22 protein-coding genes are annotated in these 22,405 nt (G+C 63.8%); 14 read left to right on the forward strand and 8 right to left on the reverse strand.

The window, feature by feature from the left end; genetic code table 11:
- Window positions 1–13: 13 nt before the first annotated feature.
- Together AC3EMP_RS32190 and AC3EMP_RS32195 are read right to left on the reverse strand one after the other, a co-directional pair.
- Window positions 14–1,471, reverse strand: a complete 1,458-nt coding sequence (locus AC3EMP_RS32190) for a xylulokinase (RefSeq protein ID WP_352711776.1) — start codon at window positions 1,469–1,471, stop codon at window positions 14–16.
- On the reverse strand, window positions 1,471–2,148 hold the full coding sequence (locus AC3EMP_RS32195; protein ID WP_352711778.1) for a beta/alpha barrel domain-containing protein: 678 nt from the start codon (window positions 2,146–2,148) through the stop codon (window positions 1,471–1,473). Before AC3EMP_RS32195 ends, AC3EMP_RS32190 begins: the two co-directional genes overlap by 1 nt.
- Window positions 2,149–2,385: 237 nt before the next feature.
- Between AC3EMP_RS32195 and AC3EMP_RS32200 the strand changes: the two genes are divergently transcribed.
- The 5 genes from AC3EMP_RS32200 (at window position 2,386) to AC3EMP_RS32220 (ending at window position 6,769) form a co-directional block, all read left to right on the forward strand.
- The gene (locus tag AC3EMP_RS32200) at window positions 2,386–3,699 is read left to right on the forward strand and encodes an ABC transporter substrate-binding protein (RefSeq protein WP_352711780.1); all 1,314 of its coding nucleotides are present in this window, start codon (window positions 2,386–2,388) and stop codon (window positions 3,697–3,699) included.
- A 67-nt stretch (window positions 3,700–3,766) separates the two neighbouring features.
- On the forward strand, window positions 3,767–4,696 hold the full coding sequence (locus tag AC3EMP_RS32205) for a carbohydrate ABC transporter permease (RefSeq protein WP_155921510.1): 930 nt from the start codon (window positions 3,767–3,769) through the stop codon (window positions 4,694–4,696).
- 10 nt (window positions 4,697–4,706) lie between these two features.
- A complete protein-coding gene (locus tag AC3EMP_RS32210; RefSeq protein WP_352521611.1) occupies window positions 4,707–5,540 on the forward strand; it encodes a carbohydrate ABC transporter permease in 834 nt (277 codons plus the stop codon).
- A 12-nt stretch (window positions 5,541–5,552) separates the two neighbouring features.
- Window positions 5,553–6,608 (forward strand): ABC transporter ATP-binding protein, encoded by a 1,056-nt coding sequence (locus AC3EMP_RS32215; protein WP_352498261.1) that lies wholly within the window; start codon window positions 5,553–5,555, stop codon window positions 6,606–6,608.
- A complete protein-coding gene (locus tag AC3EMP_RS32220) occupies window positions 6,605–6,769 on the forward strand; it encodes a hypothetical protein (RefSeq protein ID WP_023672938.1) in 165 nt (54 codons plus the stop codon). Before AC3EMP_RS32215 ends, AC3EMP_RS32220 begins: the two co-directional genes overlap by 4 nt.
- A 22-nt stretch (window positions 6,770–6,791) precedes the next feature.
- Here the strand turns inward: AC3EMP_RS32220 and ggt are convergent, their stop codons facing one another.
- From ggt to AC3EMP_RS32245, 5 genes are read right to left on the reverse strand one after another with little or no spacing between them, the layout of a single operon-like run.
- Window positions 6,792–8,378 (reverse strand): gamma-glutamyltransferase, encoded by a 1,587-nt coding sequence (gene ggt, locus AC3EMP_RS32225; protein WP_352711784.1) that lies wholly within the window; start codon window positions 8,376–8,378, stop codon window positions 6,792–6,794.
- Between the two features lie 41 nt (window positions 8,379–8,419).
- Window positions 8,420–9,721 (reverse strand): NAD(P)/FAD-dependent oxidoreductase, encoded by a 1,302-nt coding sequence (locus tag AC3EMP_RS32230; RefSeq protein WP_352711786.1) that lies wholly within the window; start codon window positions 9,719–9,721, stop codon window positions 8,420–8,422.
- A 2-nt stretch (window positions 9,722–9,723) separates the two neighbouring features.
- Window positions 9,724–11,106: a glutamine synthetase family protein gene (locus AC3EMP_RS32235; protein ID WP_023686654.1), complete on the reverse strand. Its 1,383-nt coding sequence runs from the start codon at window positions 11,104–11,106 to the stop codon at window positions 9,724–9,726.
- A 6-nt stretch (window positions 11,107–11,112) separates the two neighbouring features.
- A complete protein-coding gene (locus AC3EMP_RS32240; RefSeq protein WP_023685713.1) occupies window positions 11,113–12,396 on the reverse strand; it encodes a glycosyltransferase in 1,284 nt (427 codons plus the stop codon).
- A gap of 10 nt (window positions 12,397–12,406) precedes the next feature.
- Window positions 12,407–13,345 carry a GntR family transcriptional regulator gene (locus AC3EMP_RS32245; protein ID WP_023685712.1) on the reverse strand — a complete coding sequence of 313 codons (939 nt, stop codon included), beginning with the start codon at window positions 13,343–13,345 and terminating at the stop codon, window positions 12,407–12,409.
- Window positions 13,346–13,580: 235 nt separating this feature from the next.
- Here AC3EMP_RS32245 and AC3EMP_RS32250 point away from each other — a divergent pair, with 235 nt between their 5' ends.
- The 9 genes from AC3EMP_RS32250 to AC3EMP_RS32290 all read left to right on the forward strand — a co-directional run bounded on the left by AC3EMP_RS32250 (window position 13,581) and on the right by AC3EMP_RS32290 (window position 21,662).
- Window positions 13,581–14,645 (forward strand): polyamine ABC transporter substrate-binding protein, encoded by a 1,065-nt coding sequence (locus tag AC3EMP_RS32250; RefSeq protein ID WP_352711790.1) that lies wholly within the window; start codon window positions 13,581–13,583, stop codon window positions 14,643–14,645.
- Between the two features lie 235 nt (window positions 14,646–14,880).
- Window positions 14,881–15,723 (forward strand): ABC transporter permease, encoded by an 843-nt coding sequence (locus AC3EMP_RS32255; RefSeq protein WP_031244712.1) that lies wholly within the window; start codon window positions 14,881–14,883, stop codon window positions 15,721–15,723.
- A 186-nt stretch (window positions 15,724–15,909) separates the two neighbouring features.
- Window positions 15,910–16,701, forward strand: a complete 792-nt coding sequence (locus AC3EMP_RS32260; RefSeq protein WP_352597419.1) for an ABC transporter permease — start codon at window positions 15,910–15,912, stop codon at window positions 16,699–16,701.
- Window positions 16,698–17,771 carry an ABC transporter ATP-binding protein gene (locus AC3EMP_RS32265; RefSeq protein ID WP_023707561.1) on the forward strand — a complete coding sequence of 358 codons (1,074 nt, stop codon included), beginning with the start codon at window positions 16,698–16,700 and terminating at the stop codon, window positions 17,769–17,771. Before AC3EMP_RS32260 ends, AC3EMP_RS32265 begins: the two co-directional genes overlap by 4 nt.
- Before the next feature lie 9 nt (window positions 17,772–17,780).
- Window positions 17,781–19,055 (forward strand): glycosyltransferase, encoded by a 1,275-nt coding sequence (locus AC3EMP_RS32270; protein ID WP_023704269.1) that lies wholly within the window; start codon window positions 17,781–17,783, stop codon window positions 19,053–19,055.
- Window positions 19,052–19,402, forward strand: a complete 351-nt coding sequence (locus AC3EMP_RS32275; protein WP_023672949.1) for a cupin domain-containing protein — start codon at window positions 19,052–19,054, stop codon at window positions 19,400–19,402. The genes AC3EMP_RS32270 and AC3EMP_RS32275 overlap by 4 nt, the downstream gene beginning before the upstream one ends.
- A gap of 21 nt (window positions 19,403–19,423) precedes the next feature.
- Window positions 19,424–19,765 carry a cupin domain-containing protein gene (locus AC3EMP_RS32280; RefSeq protein ID WP_023672950.1) on the forward strand — a complete coding sequence of 114 codons (342 nt, stop codon included), beginning with the start codon at window positions 19,424–19,426 and terminating at the stop codon, window positions 19,763–19,765.
- Between the two features lie 23 nt (window positions 19,766–19,788).
- Entirely contained in the window at window positions 19,789–20,133 is a 345-nt protein-coding gene (locus tag AC3EMP_RS32285) for a cupin domain-containing protein (protein ID WP_023672951.1), read from the forward strand.
- A 20-nt stretch (window positions 20,134–20,153) separates the two neighbouring features.
- Window positions 20,154–21,662, forward strand: a complete 1,509-nt coding sequence (locus AC3EMP_RS32290) for an aldehyde dehydrogenase family protein (protein ID WP_023686659.1) — start codon at window positions 20,154–20,156, stop codon at window positions 21,660–21,662.
- A 55-nt stretch (window positions 21,663–21,717) separates the two neighbouring features.
- On the opposite strand, the gene AC3EMP_RS32295 is transcribed toward AC3EMP_RS32290, so the two are convergent.
- Window positions 21,718–22,257 carry an invasion associated locus B family protein gene (locus AC3EMP_RS32295; RefSeq protein WP_023672953.1) on the reverse strand — a complete coding sequence of 180 codons (540 nt, stop codon included), beginning with the start codon at window positions 22,255–22,257 and terminating at the stop codon, window positions 21,718–21,720.
- Window positions 22,258–22,405 lie beyond the last annotated feature (148 nt).

A 22,405-nucleotide genomic window follows, 5' to 3' on the forward strand; every position in this document is an offset into this window, starting at 1 on the left:
GGATGCAGTCCGGTCAGTCAGCATGAAGCGGGGTCAGGGCATCGAACAAGGTGCGATACCGGCGGTAACTTCTGTCGTAGGCGGCCTTGGCGGAAGGATCAGGGTCGATCGTCTCGATGTGGCCGGCCAGCCTTTCAGCCGCCTGCTGCACTGAGGAGGTAAGGCTGATGGCTGCGGCGGCAAGGATTGCCGCACCGATCGGCGAGGCATCGGCCGCACCCGCGATCTCGACCGGCCTGCCGCTGACATCGGCCCGGATTTGCGCCCATACCTGGCTGCGCGCGCCACCGCCTGAGAGCCGGATGCGATGCGTCGCGATATCGAGATCGTCCAGCCGGTCGACCACGTCGCGCATGGCAAAGGCACAGCCCTCCAGCACGGCACGGGCACAAGCGGCTTTGCCGTGGAAGGATGTCAGGCCGTAGAAAGCGGCACGCGCTTCGGCGATCCAGCGCGGCGCCATGGCACCGGACAACGCGGGCAAGAACAGCAAATCGTCGCTGCCGGCAACCACCGTCGCCGCCAGTTCCGACATCGCCGCCGGCGAATCGACGCCGAAGGTTGTTAGAAACCACGTCACCGCGCCGCCCGAGAGCCATCCGGGATTGGAGATGAAATAGCCGTCGCCGAGAAAGCCATGGGTCTCGACCAGGCCGCCGGGGTCGAGGCGAAGCGTGCCGGACACCGCGCCGACCACTTCGGCCGTGCCGAGATTGCAGGCGACGACACCGGGCACGACAACCCCGGCGCCTATGGCGGCCGAAAAATCATCGCCGGTGCCGACCGCCAGCGGCGTGCCCACAGGCAAACCGGTGAGCTCGGCGCCGGCGTGGGTCAAGGCGCCGGCGATCTCAGATGCATCGTCGATGCCGGGCAATTTATCTGCATCGATGTCGAAGGCCGCCAGGAGATCGCCGGCATAGTTGTGCTCCTTCAGCCCATAGAGCATGGTCGTCGAGGCCAGCGCGTGATCGATGACGGCACGACCGCACAGCGCCGCGACCACGAATGATACCGGTTGATGCCAGAGCGCCACCCGGCGCGCTTCGGGCAGGTTGCGCGCTGCCCAGCGGATTTTCGCCGCCATATGCGTGGCATCGAGGACAAGACCGGTGCGCTCGCGGATGAAGTCCGGATCGATGCCGGCGATCTCTGCCGCCGCGCGCCGATCCATCCAGATGATGCACGGCGCCAGGGCCTGGCCGCTGCTGTCGACCGCAACACAGCCGTCGAGTTGGCCGGCAATGGCAATGCCCTTGATGTCGGACGGTGCAAGCCCAGCCTTGTCGAGCGCGCCGGCAATGGCCGGCTTGAGCGCCGCCAGCCACAGCGCCGGGTTCTGTTCGGCCCAGCCGGGCGCCGGGAAGGCCGGCTGGTACAACACAGCGGCCTCGCCACGCAGCCGCAATTCGTCATCGACAACGATCGCCTTTAGGCTTTGTGTGCCGAGATCGATGCCGATGACTGGCATTAGACACGCTCGCAATCCGCGAGAACATCCCGCAGTTGCGAGAGGATAGAACCTTTCGTCGGCGAATAGGAGCCATCGAAAACCGCTGTGCCAATGGTAAAAGCGTTGGCGCCGGCCAGCTTGATTGCCTTGATCCGATCGGCTGATGCCACAGCGCCGGCGACGATCAGATGCCGCGACGGACCAAGCCCGCGCCGGGCTGCGCGCACCAGTTCGGCCGGGTCGGCCTCGGTGGCGCGATAGGCGAGGATGTCGCATCCCGCACAACCCTTCTCGGCGAAGGCGCGGCAGTCGGCCTCGACATCCTCGGCCGAACCGCCGAGCTTGGTCGGATGGCCGACCGGCCGCCCGGGAAAAGGGTAGTATTCGGTGCCGCTCCCCTCCAGCAACGCCATGATCTCGTCGACCTGAGTACCACCGAGCAGGCGCTGGATGCCGAGATCCCTGGCGATGCGTGCAGAATTGAGGCAGGCCTCCGCCGTCGTCGAGACAACTTCCATGTAAGTAGTGGCGCCTGTCCGCCCAATGGCGCTAGCAAGCTTTCGCAGCACATCCGGCGCGACGCCGATATCCTTGAAGCCGACATGCTTCAGGCCGACCGGCTCGATCAACTCGACCAGGTCGAGACAGTCCTCGACCGTGCGATCGTTACGCGTCAGCATAAAGATGAAGTCCATCCGAAAGGTCCCTCGCCTGGTCGGGAAAGCCGGTTTGCTGCCGGTCTGTTAACACCCCCCAACCATTTGTTGCAAGGTGCCACATTTTGATTTGCAGTACCACACATTTTATGACAGAACGGGCGCCGGCCCGCCAGGCACGACTTCTAGGGAGAGGGAAGAATGCTCAAGCCGCTGAGACGTACCGCGTCCAGACTGCTCGTCGCAGCCGTATTTGTGTGGCCCCTGACGTGGCAAGTGACACAAGCGGCCGCGTGGGATCTGAAAGAGGCGTCGAAACCCTATAGCGGCCAGACCATCCGCATGGTCGGCGAGGCGCTGCCGCCGCTCGAAGCGCTGAAGAAGATGGCGCCGGAGTTTGAAAAACAGACCGGCATCCATGTCGAAGTCGAGATGTACGAGCACTCGGAAGCCGTCAACAAGGTGCAGCTCGATCTCAACTCGCACCGCGGCCGCTACGACGTCATCATCCAGCCGCATCGCGAACTCGGCAAGTTCGCCACCAACAACCATCTGGTCGAAATCGCCAAGATGATGGCCGACCCGGCTTTGCGCGATCCGAGCTTCGAGCCGGAGAAGCAGCTCTACCAGACCGCCTGGCACGAAATCTCCTGGTATGACGGCAAGGAGTACGGCTTCCCCTTCACAGTGCTCAACATGTTCATGTGGTATCGCTCGGACCTGCTCGCCGATCCCAAGGAGCAGGCAGGCTTCAAGGCCAAGTATGGCTACGACCTCGCTCCCGCCAAGGACTGGAAGCAATACCGCGATATCGCCGAATGGTTCTATCGCCCCGACCAGGGTTTTTACGGCACCGCCCTGCAGGGCAAGCGCCATGAGGCACTGTGGTATGAGTGGCTCAATTTCCTTTATTCCTTCGGCGGCGACGTGCTCGACGTGAAGAGCGGCTCGGCCTGCGGCCCGGTCATCGTCAACAGCCCCAAGGCCGTCGCCTCGCTCGAATATTACAAGAGCCTGCTGCAATTCTCGCCGCCGGACAGCCTCAACTATTTCTGGGACGACGTCATGGCGCTGATGCAGCAAGCCAAGGTCGCCGAGCTGATCATGTGGAACGACGCCACCTATGCCGTGTCGGTCGACACAACCGCCTCCACCGTCGTCGGCAAGGTCGGCTTCGATCTCGTGCCGCAAGGCGAAGGCGGCAAGATCGGCCAGGTCGAAGGCTGGACCTATCTCATCCCTATCTATTCGAGGAACCCACAGGCCGCCTTCCTCTTCGTCCAGTGGATGATGGGCTATGACCGCCAGCTCGAGCAGCATCTCAATGGCGGCGCCTCGGGCCGGCCCGATGTCTATGCCTCGGCGGAGGTGCAGAAACTGCCCTACGCCAAGGCCTCGATGGAGGCCAACGAGCATGCGGTGCCGAAGGCGACGCTGCCGCAATCGGCCGAGATGACCGACATACTGGTGCGCGAACTGTCATCCTACCTCGCCGGCGAAAAGGAGGCGCAGGCCGCCCTCGACACCGCCGCCACCGACATCTCGACATTGCTCGGTTCTTGCGCACCCATGACCTATCCGGCACGATAGGCCTTGAGATGTCGCGCAGAGGCTACCCGCACAAGCGGGTAGCCGTTCTTGTCCGCAGGAAACGCCCGTGACGAACCGCACTCCATCGCCGCGCGGAATGCCGCTTCTCGACCGTGGGGTGGGGCCGCTCTTGATGCTGCCGGCGACGCTGCTCGTCGTCGTCTTCCTGGTCGGCCCGTTCTACTACATGGCCTACACCGCGCTGACCGACCTCAGCTTCGCCGACGCCAGCCATGCCGGCGCCTTCGTCGGTTTCGACAATTTCCGCAAGCTGATGCGCAACGACCCATTCTTCTGGGCATCGTTCCTGCTGACGCTGAAATTCGTCATCATCGCCGTCGGCCTGGAATTCCTGCTCGGCTTTGCGCTGGCCTTCCTGATCTTCCGCTTCGTCGCCAGCCAGCGGCTTCTCACCACACTGCTGCTCATCCCGATGATGATCGCGCCGGTCGCCGTCGGGCTGATCTGGCGGCTGCTGTTGCAGGGCGATTTCGGCATGCTCACCTTCTACATGCGCAAGGTCGGCCTGCTGGCGCAGAATTCGGCGGTGCTTTCGGCACCCGACCTGGTGTTTCCGACCATCGTCGCCATCGATGTCTGGCAGTGGACGCCTTTCGTCACCCTGATCATGCTCGCCGGCATGATGAGCCTGCCGCGCGCGCCGTTCGAGGCGGCGATGATGGATGGCGCAAAACCGTTTCAGATCTTTCGCGATGTCATGCTGCCGCTGCTGCGGCCCGTCATCGCGCTGGTGCTATTGCTGCGCGGCATCGATGCCTTCAAGGAGTTCGACAAGGTTTTCCTGATGACCGGCGGCGGTCCGGGAACGCTGACCGAACTGGTGTCGATCTACGCCTACCGCGTCAACTTCCGCAACTGGGACCTCGGCTACGGCGCCGCGGTCGCCTTCATGATCTATCTCGTCGTGCTGATCCTGTGCTCCGTCTTTTACAAGGCCGTCTACTGGTCGAGCCGCAAGCAGGCGGCGGCGTTTTGAGGGCGCGGCGATGATCGATCAATCCACCAACCGCGCCTGGAAAAGCTTTGCCTGGGCGGTGTTGCTCGTCGCCGTCGTGGTGGCGCTGACGCCTTATGTCTGGATGGTGCTGGCGTCGTTCAAGAACCGCGTCGATCTTCTGTCTTCTGTGCCGAAATGGATTTTTTCGCCGACGCTTGCCAACTATCCCGCCGTCTTCATCGACAAGGAATACTGGCCGCTGGCAATCAACTCGGTGCTGATCTCGGTGTCGTCTACGGTGCTCTGCATCGTCATCGGCGCGCCGGCTGCCTACGGCTTTGCCCGCTCCAATTTCCCCGGCAAGGAAGACCTGTTCTTCTTCTTCCTGACCACGCGCATGGCACCGCCGATCTCGATCGCCGTGCCGCTGTTCCTGTTCTTCACCTCGCTTGGCCTGATCGACACCATCTACGCCGTGGTGATCGCCCACACCTCCTTCAACCTGTCGCTCGTCGTCTGGATGATGCGCGGCTTCTTCGCCGAAATCCCCAGGGAGATCGACGAAGCCGCGATGATGGACGGCCGCTCGCGGCTCGGCGCATTCTTTTTCGTCGTCGCGCCGCTGGCCGCGCCCGGCATCGGCGCGACGGCCGTGCTCTGCTTCATCCTGTCGTGGAACGAGTTCCTCTATGCCTTCATCCTCGTCGCTTTCGACGGGCGGCCGCTGACCGTCGGCATACCCGGACTGGTGACGCCGCATGGCACGCTATGGGGCCAAGTCGCGGCGGTCGCCATCGTGGCGACGCTGCCGATCGTGCTTTTCACTTTCCTTGTCCAGAAACAGCTCGTGCGCGGCCTCACCTTCGGCGCGGTCAAGGGTTGAAGGGATCCTTGCATGGCAATTGTTTTCGACGGCGTCACCAAGGCCTTCCCGGACGGGACGGTGGCGCTGCAGGCGCTCGACCTTGCTTTCGAGCCCGGCGAATTCCTGGTTCTGCTCGGGCCCTCTGGTTCCGGCAAGACGACAGCCTGCCGGCTGCTTGCCGGCCTTGAACGTCCCACGGCCGGGCGCATCATGGTCGAGGGCCTCGATGTCACCGACCTGCCGCCGCGCCTGCGCGGCATGGGCATGGTGTTCCAGAACTATGCGCTCTACAGCCATAAGAGCGTCTACGAGAACATCGCCTATCCCTTGCGCATCCGAAAGATGCCGGCTGCCGAGCTCGACCGCTGCGTCCGCGCCATGGCCGAGCTGCTCGAAATCACCCGTTACCTCGACCGCCGCCCTTCGCAATTGTCGGGCGGCCAGGCGCAGCGCGTCGCTGTGGCCCGCGCCCTGGTCTGGCAACCTAGCCTCTGTCTGATGGATGAGCCGCTGTCCAATCTCGACGCCTTGTTGCGGCTCCACATGCGCACCGAGCTGAAGCGTCTGCATCGCGAGCTGAAAAAGACCTTCGTCTTCGTCACACACGACCAGGAAGAGGCGATGACGCTGGCGACCAGGGTCGCGGTGTTGCGCGAAGGCGCACTGATCCAGTACGACGACCCGCGCGAGATTTATCGGCGGCCTGCCAATCGCTTCATCGCTGAATTCATCGGCCGTCCAGCGATGAACACGTTCGATGGCGATGTCCGCGCCGGCGTCTTCCACGCCAGCGGTTTCACTTGCCCGCTTCCGGGAAAGCCTGATGGTCCCATCGTGCTCGGCATTCGCCCCGAGCAGATCCAGCTTGTCGACGCGACTGCCGGCTATGCCATCCTGTTTGCCGTCGACGTCGTCGAACCGGTCGAGCCGGACGTGCTGATCTTCGCCACGAGCGAGGCCAACGCGCTGATCGTCAGGACCGTGAATGTCGATCGCGCTTTCGATCCCGGCCAGCCGCTTTATCTACACTTTCCGCCGGCGGCGCTGCACACCTTCGATGCTGTGTCGGGAGCGCGACTGCCGTGAGCACGCTGCTCGCTTTGGTGCCGCTCGCCGCCGCGGCACTTGTCTGGCGGCTGTTCTACAGCTTCAACCGGTCGCGGCGCTGGTTCTCGATGGGGGAACTCATCTTCTGGGACGCCATTGCACTGGTAATCCTGCAGCTTGTCTGGCTGATCTGGTTCTGAATGCGCGTTCCAGTAACGCAGATCAGTAGCCCAGCGCACAACCGTCCTTGCGCGGATCGGAGGCACCGGTGAGCGTGCCCTTTTCCCAATCGATCAGCACCAGCTGGCCGCCGCCATGCGGCTCCTCGGCGATCGAAACCTGATGGCCGCGCTGACGCAGGCCGGCGATCGCCTCAGCCGGAATCCCGCGCTCGGCCAGCGCGGCATTGTCCTTGTAGAACACCCGTGGCGCATCCAGTGCCTGCTGCGGGTCCATCCCGAAATCGATCATGTTGGTCAACAGATGGACATGGCCGAACGGCTGGTAGCCGCCGCCCATCACCCCGAACGGCATCACCACCTTACCCCCTCGCGTCGCCATGCCAGGCATGATGGTGTGCATCGGGCGCTTTCGCGGCGCGATACGATTTGGATGGCCTTCCGTGAGGCGAAAACTGCTGCCGCGATTCTGCAGCACGACGCCTGTCTTGGGACCGACGACGCCGCTGCCGAAGGAACCGAAGGTCGAGTTGATGAAGCTGACTGCATTGCGGTCGCGGTCGACCACGGAGATATAGACGGTGTCGCTGCGCGGCAGCTCAAGCCGCGGCAGATGCGTCATGGCGAGGGCCGGATCGATGGCGGCGCGCAGCCGCTCCGCATAAGCTGCCGACAGCAGTTGTTCGACGGGGACCTGGACGAAATCCTGGTCGCCGATGAAAGTATCGCGGTCCTGGTAGGCAAGCCGGCCGGCTTCGATCTCGAGATGCAGCCGCTGGGCACTGTTCGGCTCCAACGAACCAAGGCTGAAGCCCGAAAGCACATTCAGCATGATCAGCGCCGTCATGCCCTGGTTGTTCGGTGGCATCTGATGGATATCGTAGCCGCGATAGGACGTATTCACCGACGTAACGTAGTCGCCTTGGGTCTCGGCGAAATCCTCCAATGCATGCAGCCCGCCCAGCGCGCGAAGACGTTCCACCAGATCGTCCGCGACCTCACCTTCATAAAACCCTGCACGGCCTCCGTTGGCGATGATGCGCAAGGTGTCCGCCAAGTGCGGCTGCCGATGCACATCGCCGGCTTGCGGCGCCCTTCCCTCGGGCAGGAATATGCGCGCGGCGTGTTCATCGGCTGAGAGCAGGGCGACCTCGTCGGCCCAGTCGAAGGCGACGCGATCATAAACGACACAGCCTTGTTCGGCATAGCGAATGGCTGGCGCCAGCGCGGCGTCGATGCCCTTTTTTCCGTGGTCCTCGAGTAGCCGGCACCATGCATCGATGGCGCCTGGTATGGTGACGGCATGCGGTCCGGCCGCAGGCAGTTCGCTATGCCCCCGCTCCAGATACCATTCGGCGGTTGCCGCAGCGGGCGAACGCCCCGAGCCGTTGAAAGCGAGAACATCGCCCTCGCCTTTGGGACTGTAGAGCACAAAACAGTCGCCGCCGATGCCGGTCGATTGCGGCTCGACGACGCCTTGCACCGCCGCAGCGCAGACAGCGGCATCCATGGCATTGCCGCCGGAGCGCAGCATGTCGATGGCGGCCAGCGTCGCCAGCGGATGCGATGTCGCCGCCATCGCTTCTGTCGCGCGAACTGGCGAGCGGCCGGGGAACTGAAAATCACGCATGCAATCGCCTCCAATGATTTCGCGCCCGCCGGCCGCAGCCTTCAATGCTTGATGCGGTCGCGCATGGCGTACCACAACATCCCCAGCACATAGAGCGGGCCCCGCAGCGCTGTACCGCCCGGGAACGGCATCGGCGTCAGCGTCGAGAACAGGTCCAGCCGCGAGGCGTCGCCCGTAATCGCTTCGGCCAAGAGCTTGCCCGACAGCGTTGACAGGATGACGCCCTTGCCGGAATAGCCATGCGCGAAATAGACCTCGCCATAGTGCCCGACATGCGGCAGCCGCGACGTGGTCACCGACACCAGACCGCCCCAGGCATGATCGATGCGGCAGCCCTTCAGTTGCGGGAAGGTGGCCTCCATGTGCGGCCGCACGAAGCCGGCGATGTCGGCCGGCGGCGATGGCGTGTAGCGCTCGCCGCCGCCGAACAGCAGCCGACCGTCCGCCGACATGCGGTAGTAGTTGACGACGAAGGGCGTGTCGGACACCGCGACATTGGCCGGGATGACATTGTGTTTGCCCTCCAGCGGTTCGGTGGCGACGATGTAGTTGCCGACCGGCATGATGCGGCTGTTGACGCGCGGCTCCAGCCCATGCAGCAACGCGTCGCCGGCCAGCACGACATGTTTGGCCCTTACCGACCCCTGCGCCGTCGAGACCCGGATCGAAGGCTCGCGCTCCAGCTTTACCGCGACGGAATTTTCATGGATGACGACACCGGCCGCCACGGCGGCACGGGCAAGGCCGAGCGTGTAGTTCAGCGGATGCATATGGCCGCCAAGCGGCTCATACATCGCGCCATGATAGGGCGTGTCCACCTTGCCGCGTGCCTGCGCCGCCGACAGGATCTCGACGTCGCGGAACTTCATCACGCTCTCGAGGCATTTGGCCTCGTCTTCGAGATCCCTGAGGTCGGAGCCATTAACGGCACCGACGAGATGGCCGGTCAGCCGCAGATCGCAATCGATGGCGTGGCGCTCGATGATGTCGAGCACCAGGCCCCGCGCCTCGAAGGCGAGGTCGAACAGCGCCTTCGCCCGCTCGGGGCCGTAAAGCTTGACCAACCCCTTGGCGCCTTTGCGCAGGCCAGGGATCATCTGGCCGCCATTGCGGCCCGACGCGCCCCAGCCGATCTTGCCGCCTTCGAGCAGCACCACCTTCAGGCCGCGCTCGGCGGCATGAAGGGCGGCCGACAGGCCGGTGCAGCCGCCGCCGACCACCACCAGATCGGCGCCGACATCTCCCACCAGCGCCGGATGGTCCGGCGCCGGATTGGCGGTGGCGACATAATAGGAATTGCCGATATCGAGGCTCGAATTGAAACCTGTTGAGCCGGAGGCCATGATCACACCTTCAGCAGCAAATGGTCGCGTTCCCAGCTCGTCACCACGCTCTGGAACAGGTCGAGTTCGACGCTCTTGACGCGCAGATAGGTCTGGAAAAAATCCTCGCCGAGCAATGCCCGCACCGGCTCGCAAGCAATGAAACGATCAAGCGCCTCCTCCATCGTTTTCGGCAGCGTGCTTTTGATCCTGTAGGCATTGCCCGAGGCCTCAGCCGAGCGCGCCAGCTTCTGCTCGACGCCGAGATAGCCGGCAAGCAGCGAACCGGCGATCGCCAGATAGGGATTGCAATCCGCTCCCGGCAAGCGGTTCTCTACCCGCCGGGCGGCGCGGCCACCTGCCGGCACGCGCAGGCCGCAAGAGCGGTTGTCATGCGACCATTCGATGTTGGCCGGTGCGCTGTGGTTCGGCCGGATGCGGCGGAACGAGTTCACGTTGGGTGCGAACAGCGGCATGATCTCGGGCACATATCTCTGCAGGCCGCCGATGAAATGGCCGAACATTTCGGTGTCTGCATCATCTCTGTCGGCAAACAGCTCGGCGCCTGTCGTTTCATCGACGACAGACATGTGCAGATGCATCGAGCTTCCCGCCTGCGCCGCGATCGGCTTGGCCATGAAGGTCGCGTGCATGCCGCTCTGCTGCGCCGCCTGGCGAGTCAGCCGCTTGAACAGCAGCACCTGGTCGGCGAGCGGCACCGCGTCGCCGTGCAAGAGATTGATCTCCAGCTGCGCGGTGCCGGACTCATGGATCAGCGTGTCGAGCGGCAGGCCGGCGGCTGCGGCATAATCATAGACGCGCCTTATCACCGGCTCGAATTCTTCCAGCGCCACCATGTCATAGGGATGCTGCGAGCCCTCGGCGCGGCCATTGGCGCCAACCGGTGCCGTCAGCGGCTGGTCGGGATTCGGATTGGGCGCGGTCAGATAGAATTCGATTTCCGGCGCCACCACCGCGCGCCAACCGCGCTTCCGGTAGAGATCGAGCACGGCGCGCAGCACATGTCGTGGCGAGGCCATCCAGGGCTTGCCTTGCATGTGGAAGGCGTCGGCGAAGACATAGGCTTTGCCGACGCCACCGCCCGGCGCCAGGCACAGCGTCGACATATCAGGCACCATGCGCATATCCGGGTCTTGATAGGCAAAGCCTTCGTCGATGGAACCGGAGTAGCGGCCATCGATGCTGACCAGGAAAGCGCTGCTCGGCAGGTAGAGTGCGCGGTCTTCCAGCGCCTTGAGGAATTTCACCGTCGGCAGCGCCTTGCCGCGCAGCACGCCATTCATGTCGGGCACCAGGCACTCGACCTCCGTGATGCCGTGCTGGGCGAGCCAGGCCTTGGGATCGTTGCCGGTGAAGAGAGCGGTGTTGGTATTTTTGTCCTGCATTTTGGTTCACGTACCTATGAGAGAGAGTATGGCTTGCGCGGCCACATCCGTTCCAGGGGTCAGCGCCATCTTGGCAGCATTGTCCCTGAGGCGGGCGCGCATCGCATCGTCGGCCAGCAGGCCGAGAATGGCTCTCTCCAATCCCCCTTCCGTCCAGGCGTCGCGGCCGATATGGTCGCCGACACCTGTCTCTCCCGCGCGTTGCGCATTGTCGTGACCGTCCCAGCAATAGGGCATGATCAGCGACGGCACGCCGAAGCGCAGCGCCTCGCAAAAGCTGTTGTTGCCGCCATGGTGGATGAACAGGTCCGACTTCGCCACCACCGAAGGCTGCGGAAACCAGGCGTCGAGATAGACATTGTCCGGCACCGCGCGATAGGCGTCGCGCAGGCCGCCGGCATTGACGATGAAGCGCGCCGGCAGCCGGTCGAAGACGGCGAGCATGCGTTCGATCAGCCCGACATCCATCGCGCCGAGACTGCCGAAGCTGACATAGACCAGCGGCCCGCCATTGCGCGGAAACACCGGCACCTCGAACGGCCCTTCCGAGCGCACGCAGCCTTCGAGATAAACGAAGCGTTTGGGGTCGAGCGGCTCGGCCCGCTCACGCCGTACGATCGCTGGCGTCAGCAGCAGATTGAGGTCGGGTGATGTCTCGAGGAACAGGCCCTTGGGCAACGGCGCCAGGCCGGCATCCGCGCGAAAACGGTTGAAGCGCTCATGCGCGGGTGCGGAGGCCGCGAGATAGCGCGCTTCGAACGCCGCACGTTGCGGGTCGTCGGCACCCATCCCCGAGAGATAGGGCGGCACCTCGGCATCCGGCAGTTCCGTCTCGGCACAGGAGACGACGCGCACCCACGGGCAGCCGGCGGCGGCGATCGCCGGGAACATGATGACGTTGTCGAGCACCACCACATCCGGCTTCAGCCGCGCCAGCAATTGGCGCAGCGGCGCCTCGGCGTTGACGGCGGTGTCGACGATCGCTTGCCAGGTCGGCGCGACATAGGTCTCGAGCTGGTCGATCGGGCTCAGCCGGAAATGCGGCAGGTGCCGGCGCACGAAGGCCTGCCAATAGCTCTGCCGCTCGCTGTCGCTCAGCGGCTCATCCGTCGGCAGATGGTATTCCTGGAAGCCATAGTCGGTAAAGACGCCGGAGAAGCCGGCATGGCAGATGAAGACGGGGCGAGCGCCCCGTGCGCGCAATGCCTGTGCGATACCGACGCAATTCAACGCGGCGCCGAAACTGGCTTCGGGAAACAGCGCGATGGTCGGGCTGGCTTTACGCGTCAATTATTCCTCTTCAATCCGGCCGGCTGATCATGCCGAACAGTGCGGGAGCTCCGCGGCTGGCTGCTTGCGGTCGCTGGCTGCGGGAGAGCCGCAGGTGGATGCGAAGCAGATCGGCAGCCACCTCATACTGCCGGCTTTCAAGATAGTCGAGTATGCCCGAGTGTTCGCGCAACGATTGCCGCAGCCGAAACACGTTGACGCCGGAATAGATGCCCGGCAGCCGGCGCAGGCGGAGATGATCGGCCAATGCATCCGACACAAAACGGTTGGCGCAGCCCTCGGCGATCATGCCATGAAAATCCATGTCCAGCCGCTGGAACTCGCGCGTGTCGAATGTCTCGTCCGGCAGCGCTGCAAGCGCTTCCATGCCTTGCCGCAACATTGCTGCCCGCGCCCCGTCCAGCCGAAAGCCTGGCGTCAGGATGGCCGCCGGCTCCAGCACCAGGCGGAACTCGTAGCTTTCGCCTTGCGCCTCCGGATCGTCCGGCGCGCGGCGAAACAACCAGGATTGCCCAGGCGCACGATCCAGAAGATTCTCGTCGGTCAGTTTGTTAAGTGCTTTTAGTACCGTCTTGCGATCAGCGTCGTAGCGTCGCATCAGCCCCGCGATGGTCACCGTCTGGTCCAACCGTCGCGCCGAGCGGTCGCGCAGGATGGCTTCGGCGAGCTCGTCTTCCTCCGCACTGGGTAGTTCGGCGGCAATGGCGGGCTGGGCGGCGAGGTCGACCGTCAGATGATAACCGCTGTCGGCCTCCCAGCGCACCACGCCCCGTTCCGCGAGCAGGCCGAGTGCCGCGCGTACGGGCGTGCGCGAGACATTGCACAGCGAGGCGATCTGCTGTTCGGGCAGGCGGGCGCCAGGCTCGAAGCCACGCTGCCGCGCCACATCCAGGATGCGTTGCGCCAGATCGAGATGGTTGGTGCGAGGTCGTCTGGCTACGGCTTGCATGACTTTTCTCGAATGCGAATGTGGCGCATTGGTCTGGCTGATCGCCGGAACAGGGACAATCGGCCAAATTCCTCCGTCGGTTGACAGATTATGGATTGACGTACTTTTTTCTGCAATAGTACTGTCGGTACAATCGGCGAGAAAAGACCGAGGGAACAGGATCGAGGCAGGCGCGCGCGTCGCCGGCCTTGGTCCGGCAAATGATTTCGACGATCAAACCGAATGGGAGACTGCCATGACCGCTACCAGCCTGCGGCGCCGTGCGCTCAATACATCCTCAATCGCTCTCGGTCTCGCCCTGACGCTCTCGGTGCCGGCTGCCGCAGCCGACCTCGTTATTTCGAACTGGGATGGGTACATGGCACCCGACGCCATGGCCGCTTTCAAGACCGCCTCCGGCGTTGCCGGCGAAGTGGTGGTGCACGCCACCAATGAAGAGATCATGGGCAAGCTGATTGCCGCCGGCGGCAAGGGCTATGACGTGGTCTTCGTCTCCTCGCCCTTCGCCGAAGTATTAAACAAACTTGGCCTGACCGAGCCGATCGACCATACCAAGATCCCCAACCTCGCCAACCTCTATCCCGAAGCGACCAAGCTGCCGCACGATGCCGGCAACGCTTTCTCCGTGCCCTACACCTGGGGCACGACGGGCCTCTGCTACCGCTCTGACCTTGTCAAGACGGCGCCCACGAGCTGGAGCGACCTGCTCGCCCCTTCCGACGAGATGAAGGGCAAGACCACCATGCTGGCGACCGATCGCTGGCTGCTGGCCGCCGGGCAGCTCGACAAGGGCTATTCGGTCAACGAGACCGACCCGGCCAAGATGGCCGAGGTCAAGGACCTCTTGATCTCCGCCAAGAAGACCCTGCTCGCCTATGACGACACCACCTTCTATTCCAAGCTGGTTTCCGGCGAGGCGCTGATGGCGCAGGCCTGGGACGGCTGGTGCAATTACGGCATCGCCGACAAGCCGGAGATCAAATACGTCATCCCTAAAGAAGGTTCGGACCTGTGGGTCGACACGATGGTGGTGATGAAGGCGTCCGAGCACAAGGACGACGCCTTCAAGTTCATCAACTTCATGCTCGACGCCAAGAACCACGCCTGGGCGGCGCAGAACATCGACTACAAGGTGCCGAACAAGCCGGCGATGGAAAGCCTGCCGGCCGACTTCCTGGCCAAATTCCCCAACATGGCGATGCCGGTGGCCGATCTCGTCAAGTTCGAGCAGTTGCGTGACGTCGGCGAAGCCCAGCGCGACTATTCCAAGATCGTCAGCGAGATCAAGGCCGCGCAGTAAGCGGCCTGCCACTTCGATTGCTGGAAGCAAGCTTGCGTTCCTTCACGCCCCCCTCTGGCCTGCCGGTCATCTCCCCCTCAAGGGGGGAGATCGGCTGTGGCGTCGCTTTCGCCGATCTTCGATGTTTGAAAGCAAGCGAGAGGTTGGAACTGCTAATCTCCCCCCTTGAGGGGGAGATGCCCGGCAGGGCAGAGGGGGGTGCGGCGTGACGCGGACCTCCCGTTCCTCTCTGCTGATGGCCCCGGCGCTGGTCTGGCTGACCGCGCTGATGGTGGTGCCATGCGCGCTGGTGCTGGCGCTCGCCTTCTTCCGGCGCGGCATCTATGGCGGCATCGACTACACCTTCACGCTGGAGAATTTCGGGCTGGTCTTCGACCCACTCTATGCCGGCATCTTCCTCAACTCAGCACGTACCGCCGGTACCGCGACGCTCATCGCAGTCGTGATCGGCTATGCCGCGGCCTATGCAATTGCCGCCGCACCACGCCGGTGGCAGCCGGTGTTCCTGTTCTTCGCCGTGCTGCCGTTCTGGTCCAATTACCTGATCCGCACCTATGCCTGGATCGTGCTGCTGAACCGCGAAGGGCTGATCACCCAGCTCTTGCGCTGGTTCGGCTACACCGGCGAGTCGCCCTCGATGCTCTATACCGAAGGCGCGGTCATCGCAGGCCTCGTCTACAACTATCTGCCCTTCGTCATCCTCGCCTGCTACGCGCCGCTGTCGCGCCTCAACCCGGAACTGGCCGAGGCATCGCGCGATCTCGGCGCCTCCGCTGCCACCACCTTCCGACGTGTCATCCTGCCGCTGACCGTGCCCGGCATCGCTGCGGGTGCTGTCTTCGTCTTCGTGCTGTCGATCGGCAATTTTGTCACCCCGGCGCTGCTCGGTGGCGGCCGCTTCCAGATGATCGGCAACCTGGTCTACGACCAGTTCCTGACTGCTAATGACTGGCCGTTCGGCGCAGCGCTCGCCATGGCGCTGATCGCCATCATGCTTCTGGTGCTGATGGCGCAGGCGCTCGCCGCCGACCGCGCCGCGGGGCGTGCGACTGAGGCAAGGGGCGACGCCGATGGCTGAGCGCTGCGCAATTCTTGCCTTCTCCCCGTTCACCGGGAGAAGGTGCCCCGAAGGGGCGGATGAGGGGCGGCGTCAACCTTTGCGACGCTCAGCGCTGCCCCTCATCTGCCTGCCGGCATCTTCTCCCCGTGAACGGGAAGAAGGACTCTGGTCGTTCGCTTGCGTTCCAATTGTCGGAGGCCGGCGATGACCCATTCCTTCACCCGTACGCTCGGCATGCGGACGATCCTCACCCTCGTCTTCGCCTTCCTCTACATCCCGATCGCCGTGCTGGTGGCGCTGTCCTTCAACGAAGGCGGATTGCCGACGGCATGGTCGGGCTTTTCGCTGAAATGGTATGCCTCGCTGGCCGGCAATTCCGCCATCCTTTCCGCTGCGCTCAACACGCTGATCGTGGCGTTGGTCTCCACGGCCATCGCCACGCTGCTCGGCACGCTGCTGGCCATCGGCATCGAGATGCGCCGGCAATACGGCAGGGGTCTCGAGGCGCTGATCTTCGCACCGATGATCATCCCCGACATCGTCCTGGCGATCGCTCTGCTGTCGTTCTTCTCCATGCTAAACCTGACCATGGGCCTGCACACCATCATCCTCGCCCATGTCGTCTTCAACCTCGCCTTCGTCTGCTCGGTGGTGCGCGCAAGGCTAAAGAGTTTCGACTGGTCGATCGTCGAGGCCTCCGCCGACCTCGGCGCCTCGGCTCTGACCACCTTCCGGCGTGTGACATTGCCGGTCATCGCGCCGGCAGTGGTCGCCGGCGCTCTGCTTGCCTTCACGCTCTCGGTCGACGAGTTCATCATCGCCTTCTTCACCGCCGGTGCCGGCCGCGCCTCGACGACGCTGCCGATGCAGATCTACGCCATGATCCGCTTCGGCATCACGCCGGAGATCAACGTGCTGGCGACGATCGTCATGGCGGTATCCATCACCGCGCTGACCCTGTCGCAGCGGCTCAACCGTGGGATCATCGGCCAATGAGCGAACCGCGCACGCTGCTGGCCATTGATAACGTTTCGAAGAAGTTCGGCCGGGTCACCGCCGTCGACGGCATCTCGCTCGACATCCGCGAAAACGAGTTCTTCGCGCTGCTTGGACCCTCCGGCTGCGGCAAGACCACGCTGCTGCGCATGCTGGCCGGCTTCGAGACGCCAACCGACGGCCGCATACTGCTCGATGGCAAGGACATCGCCCGGACCCCGCCCAACAAGCGGCCGGTCAATCTGATGTTCCAGTCCTACGCGCTGTTCCCGCATATGAGCGTGCGCGCCAATGTCTCCTACGGGTTGGAGATGGAGCGCTTGCCGAAAGCTGAAATCCGTTCCCGCGTCGAGGCCATTCTGGCCACCACCGAGCTTGTCCCCTTCGCCGACCGTAAGCCTGAGCAATTGTCGGGTGGCCAGAAGCAGCGCGTCGCGCTCGCCCGCGCGCTGGTCAAACGGCCTCGGTTGCTGCTGCTCGACGAACCGCTCGGGGCGCTCGACAAGAAACTGCGCGGCGCCATGCAGTTGGAGCTGAAGCGCCTGCAGCACGAAGTCGGCATCACCTTCGTCATCGTCACCCACGACCAGGAAGAGTCACTCGTCATGGCCGACCGCATGGCGGTGCTCAAGGACGGCCAGTTGCTGCAATGCGACGCGCCGCATGCGATCTACGAGCATCCCGCCGACCGTTTCGTCGCCGACTTCATCGGCGTGATGAATTTCGTACCGGGCAAGGTGTCTGCGGATGGCGTGATCGCCGCGAACGGCGCGCGCATCACCGGCAAGGTTCCCGCCAAGCTCACACCCGGCGCTTCCGCTGTCGCTTCGGTGCGACCCGAGCGCATCCGGCTGTTCCCGTCAGCCGAGACCGCCAACCGCACCGCCGGCACGGTTGAGGCGCTGGCCTATCACGGGCTCGACCTGCAGCTGCATGTCCGCACGCCTCTGTCGCCAAAACCATTTCTGGTGCGCGTCACCGCCGATGCCGCCGACCGCCGGCCGGTCTCGTCGGGCGATCAGGTCGAACTCGGCTGGGACGCCGCCGATGTCAGAATTTTTCAGGAATAGGAGAGCTTGATGGCGCAGAAGACGATCGCGTTTTTTCCCGAAGCGGCCTACGGCCCGGCGCTCAATTCGGTCGGCATCGCGCAAGCCGTCGAGGCGCGCGGCCATAAGGCAGTGTTCCTGTCCGACCCCGGCTTTGTCGATGTCTACAAGGGTTACGGCTTCGAAGCGCATCCGGTGAACCTGTCGGAGCCGATGCCGCCCGAGCAGATGGCGAAATTCTGGGAAGACTTCATCAACGGCCACATCCCGAACTTCCGCAAATCGCCCTACGATCAGGTCGACAATTACGTGAAGGATTGCTGGACCGCGATCGTCGACAGCGCCAAATGGGCGCAGAAGGATTTGCCGCGAGTCCTGGCCGCCATCAAGCCTGATGTCATTTGCGTCGACAATGTGATCCTGTTTCCGGCCATCAAACAGTTCGGCAAGCCTTGGGTGCGCGTCATCTCCTGCTCGGAAAACGAGATCGAGGATGAGGACATCCCGCCGCATCTCTCCGGTTGCGGCGAGAACGACCATGTCGGCCACCAGCGCTATCGCGATCATTTCAATGCGGTGATCAAGCCGATCCACGACGACTTCAACGCCTTCCTCACCGCAAACAATGAAGCGCCCTACCCCGTCGGCCAATTCTTCGAGGCCTCGCCCTATCTCAATCTGCTGCTCTATCCCGAAGCGGCAAAGTTCAAGCGCCGCCATCCGCTCGACCCGGCAAAGTTCCAGTATCTGGAAGGCTGCGTGCGGCAGGAAAAGCCCTATACCGTGCCAACCTTCCCCGAGAACAATGACGGGCCGCTGCTCTATGTCTCCTTCGGCAGCCTCGGCGCCGGCGATGTCGATTTGTTGAAGCGCATAATCGCAACACTGGGCAAGACCCGTTACCGCGCGCTGGTCAATGTCGGCGGCTACAAGGACCAGTACACGGATGTGCCGGACAACGTCATCGTGGAGAGCTGGTTTCCGCAGCCTTCAGTTATCCCGCAGGTCGATGCCGTAATCCACCATGGCGGCAACAACTCGTTCACAGAGTGCCTCTATTTCGGCAAGCCGGCCATCATCATGCCCTATGTCTGGGACGGCCACGACAACGCCACCCGCGTCCAGGAAACCGGCCACGGCTTCGGCATGCCGCGCTACGACTGGAGCGACGCCCAGCTGATCAGCAGGATCGAAGCCTGCCTGACTGACCCCAAGATGAAGATCAGGCTGGCGAAGACCTCGGCGCAGATGCAGGCCCAGAACGGGCCTGAGAAGGCAGCCGGGCTGCTGGAGGCGCTGCTGTGACCTCCTCCGCCCCGCATCTCTACCAAGCCTCCACCCGCACCGACCTCGTCGACTGGGGCGCCCAGTCCGACGCGCTGGACGGCGCGTCGCACTCGACCGGCAGGCTTGTCCACAAAGGACCCAACAACCAGCCGGAATCCGGCATCTGGGTGTGCACGCCCGGCCGCTGGCGGCTCTCGATTCCGCGCGACGAATTGTGCCATTTCGTCGCCGGCCGCGCGACGTACCGGTCGGATGCCGGGGAGGTGGTAGAAGTCGCAGCCGGGACCGTGGTCATGTTCCCTGCCGGCTGGACAGGCGAATGCACCGTGCATGAGACCATGCGCAACGTCTACATGCTGGCTTGAACAGCAACGGAGCTTCCCAATATGCCGACACCGCACTGGCCAAAGGCCTCGACCGTGAAACTGGAGGACTGGGGCGGGGGCAGCAACACGCTTGCCGGCTCGCCGCGCGCCTCGGGCAGGATCCTCTCGCAGAACCCGGACGGCTCAAGCGAATGCGGCCTGTGGTCGTGCACGCCAGGCAGCCGCAAGGTTACCTTTGCCGCCGACGAGTTCTGCCATTTCCTGTCGGGCCGCGGGACCTATGTCCGCGAGAATGGCGAAGAGATCCCGGTCGAGGCCGGCATGCTGGTGTTCTTCCCCGCCGGCTGGGCCGGCACCTCCACCATCACGCAAACACTGACCAAGGCCTTCATGTGCCGCTGAGCACTTTTTTAAAGGAAATCGCCATGACCACGCCCATCATGCAATCCCCGCTTGCCATCACCGACCTCGTCGACTGGGGCGTCATCCCGACCATGATCGAGGGCGTGTCCCACACCTCGGGCAAGCTGCTCTACAAGGGGCCGGAGGGCCGTTCGGAATGCGGCCTGTGGGTCTGCACCCCCGGCAAATGGCACTGCCATGTCACCCGCGACGAGTTCTGCCACTTCCTCGAGGGCCGCTGCACCTATGTGCACGAATCGGGCGAGGTCATCCAGATCGAGCCGGACACGGCGGCGTTCTTTCCTCAGAATTGGAAAGGCGTCTGCACCGTCCATGAGACCATCAAGAAGGTCTACATGATCCGCTGAGCGGACCTGAAAGGACGACCATGCAATTCTCCGCTGAACGGCCGGCTTTCTTCGTCAATCCGGACTACCGGCCGATGACCGGCACGGCAAAACCGGTGATCGATCCGGCGACGCTGGAGACCGTCGGCTCGATCTCCGCCGCAACGGACGGTGAGGTCGATGCGGTGCTGTGTGCCGCAACCACGGCACAAGCCGCCTGGAAGCAGCTCGATGCCAAGAGCCGGGCAAAGCATCTGCATGCGGTCGCCAACGCCATCGAGGCGGCGGACTTCACGCGCTGCGCCGAGCTGATGGTGCGCGAGATGGGCAAGCCCTATCCCGAAGCGATCGGCGAGATCGCCAATTGCGCGCCGATCTTCCGCTACTATGCCGAGATGGCGCGCGACGACGCCGGCAAGATCGCCGGTACGACGCAGGCCGGGTCGTTCCAGTATGCGCGCTACGAGCCGTATGGCGTCTCCGTGCACATCATGCCTTACAACTTCCCGATCCTGCTGATGTGCTGGACCGTTGCGGCCTCGCTTGCCGCCGGCAACGGCTGCGTCATCAAGCCGGCCGAAGCGACGACGCTGTCGACGCTGGACTACATGACGGTGTTCCGTTCACTGCCGGAAGGGCTGGTCGCCTGCCTGCCTGGCACGGCCGCCACCGCGCAGGCGCTGATCGCCTCCGAGCGCACCCACGCTGTCGCCTTCACCGGCTCGGTCGCCGCCGGCAAAGCCGTGGCAGTCGCCTGCGCCGAGCGCATGAAGCCTTGCGTCATCGAAGCCGGCGGCAGCGATCCGCTGATCATCAGCGAGCACGCGCCGCTCGACGTGGCGGCAGCCGGCAGCGTCACCGCCGCCTTCCACCTGACCGGCCAGGTCTGCACCTCGGCCGAACGCTTCTTTGTCGTCGACTCGGTTCACGATCGCTTCGTCGAGCTGTTCGCCGAGAAGACGCGGGCGCTGCGCATCGGCAATGGCATGGACAAGACCGAGATCGGCCCGCTGGTCAGCGAAGCCGCCCGGGCGAAAGTGATGCGGCTGGTCGATGATGCTATCAGCAACGGCGCTATAGCCGTTGCCGGCGGGCGCATTCCGCCGGCGCACAACACTGGCTGGTTCTACGAGCCAACGATCCTGACCGGCGTCACCCCCGATATGGCGATCGTGCGCGAAGAGTGTTTCGGACCGGTCGCCGCGATCTGCCGCGTCAAGGATTTCGACGAGGCGATCCGGCTTGCCAATGACAGCCCGTTCGGCCTCGGCGCCTCGGTGTTCACCACCGACCTCGCCGAGGCGCATGAGGCGGCCGAGCGGCTCGAGGCCGGCATGGTCTGGGTCAACAACCCGCTGATCGACAATGACGCCTTGCCCTTCGGCGGCTGGAAGGCATCAGGCCTTGGCCGCGAGCTGGGACGCCAGGGACTCGACGCCTTCCGACGCTCCAAGATGGTCATCATCGACCACAGACCGGCGATCCAGGACTGGTGGTATCCTTACCCCGACAGCTGGTTCCGCGAGACAGGCGGCCGCAAGCACGTGTGAGCCCGGCCAGTCCATAACGTAAGCTGATGCTTACGCATCTGCCGAGATAGGCCGGCTATTTCAACGCTTGAAGCTTGTCGATCGCGGCAGTGAATCCGGCAAGCGAGACCGGAATGGTCACCGGCTTGCGCGTCACCGACTCCATGCCGATGTTCAGGTTGGTTCCCGATTTCATCGCCTTGACGAGGTCCGCCGACAAAGGGGTCGCGGCATAGGCGCCGTTCTGGTCGCTGGTCTGGATGGCGATGGTCGTCTTCTGCCCCTGGTCGATCTGGTACGAGGCGCCGGAAGGCAGGAACAGCCCGTGCGGCAAGGCCAGCAGCATGGCGAGGTTGCCATTGCCGTTGTCGCGGCGAACCGTAACGGTAAGAACGCGCTGCCCCGTCTTGGCCTCGGTAAGGTTTTGGGAGACCTGGCATTGAAGCTCGATGCCGGCCGATCCGCTGGCGCAGTTTAGCGCCCACGGATTGCCTTCTGCAGGCTTGGTCTCGGCAGATGTGGTTGACTTCGGCTCTTCGGCAAGCGCCGACCCTGCCGTCACGACCAGCCATAGCGCGCCGACCCAGGCGGCCCGGCCACAAACGGTTCTCAGCAATGAAGCCACCCGATCCTCGTCGTGTCAGGGTTTCGCCGAGCGCGTTGATACAACAGCCGAGCCTGGCGGGGAAGCCAATACGGTACATGAGCTCGGGCTAAATTACTGTTGCTGAATTGTCACAATAAACAACTTTGAAATCTTGTAC

The organism is Mesorhizobium sp. P160219 (assembly GCF_057786095.1).

What these genes read in the sequence shown, in the direction of transcription:
- AC3EMP_RS32190 (WP_352711776.1), bottom strand. Translation starts at nt 1,471, where the DNA reads ATGCCAGTCATCGGCATCGATCTCGGCACACAAAGCCTAAAGGCGATC.
- AC3EMP_RS32195 (WP_352711778.1), bottom strand. Translation starts at nt 2,148, where the DNA reads ATGGACTTCATCTTTATGCTGACGCGTAACGATCGCACGGTCGAGGAC.
- AC3EMP_RS32210 (WP_352521611.1), top strand. Translation starts at nt 4,707, where the DNA reads ATGATCGATCAATCCACCAACCGCGCCTGGAAAAGCTTTGCCTGGGCG.
- AC3EMP_RS32215 (WP_352498261.1), top strand. Translation starts at nt 5,553, where the DNA reads ATGGCAATTGTTTTCGACGGCGTCACCAAGGCCTTCCCGGACGGGACG.
- ggt (WP_352711784.1), bottom strand. Translation starts at nt 8,378, where the DNA reads ATGCGTGATTTTCAGTTCCCCGGCCGCTCGCCAGTTCGCGCGACAGAA.
- AC3EMP_RS32230 (WP_352711786.1), bottom strand. Translation starts at nt 9,721, where the DNA reads ATGGCCTCCGGCTCAACAGGTTTCAATTCGAGCCTCGATATCGGCAAT.
- AC3EMP_RS32235 (WP_023686654.1), bottom strand. Translation starts at nt 11,106, where the DNA reads ATGCAGGACAAAAATACCAACACCGCTCTCTTCACCGGCAACGATCCC.
- AC3EMP_RS32245 (WP_023685712.1), bottom strand. Translation starts at nt 13,345, where the DNA reads ATGCAAGCCGTAGCCAGACGACCTCGCACCAACCATCTCGATCTGGCG.
- AC3EMP_RS32250 (WP_352711790.1), top strand. Translation starts at nt 13,581, where the DNA reads ATGACCGCTACCAGCCTGCGGCGCCGTGCGCTCAATACATCCTCAATC.
- AC3EMP_RS32255 (WP_031244712.1), top strand. Translation starts at nt 14,881, where the DNA reads ATGGCCCCGGCGCTGGTCTGGCTGACCGCGCTGATGGTGGTGCCATGC.
- AC3EMP_RS32260 (WP_352597419.1), top strand. Translation starts at nt 15,910, where the DNA reads ATGACCCATTCCTTCACCCGTACGCTCGGCATGCGGACGATCCTCACC.
- AC3EMP_RS32265 (WP_023707561.1), top strand. Translation starts at nt 16,698, where the DNA reads ATGAGCGAACCGCGCACGCTGCTGGCCATTGATAACGTTTCGAAGAAG.
- AC3EMP_RS32270 (WP_023704269.1), top strand. Translation starts at nt 17,781, where the DNA reads ATGGCGCAGAAGACGATCGCGTTTTTTCCCGAAGCGGCCTACGGCCCG.
- AC3EMP_RS32280 (WP_023672950.1), top strand. Translation starts at nt 19,424, where the DNA reads ATGCCGACACCGCACTGGCCAAAGGCCTCGACCGTGAAACTGGAGGAC.
- AC3EMP_RS32285 (WP_023672951.1), top strand. Translation starts at nt 19,789, where the DNA reads ATGACCACGCCCATCATGCAATCCCCGCTTGCCATCACCGACCTCGTC.
- AC3EMP_RS32290 (WP_023686659.1), top strand. Translation starts at nt 20,154, where the DNA reads ATGCAATTCTCCGCTGAACGGCCGGCTTTCTTCGTCAATCCGGACTAC.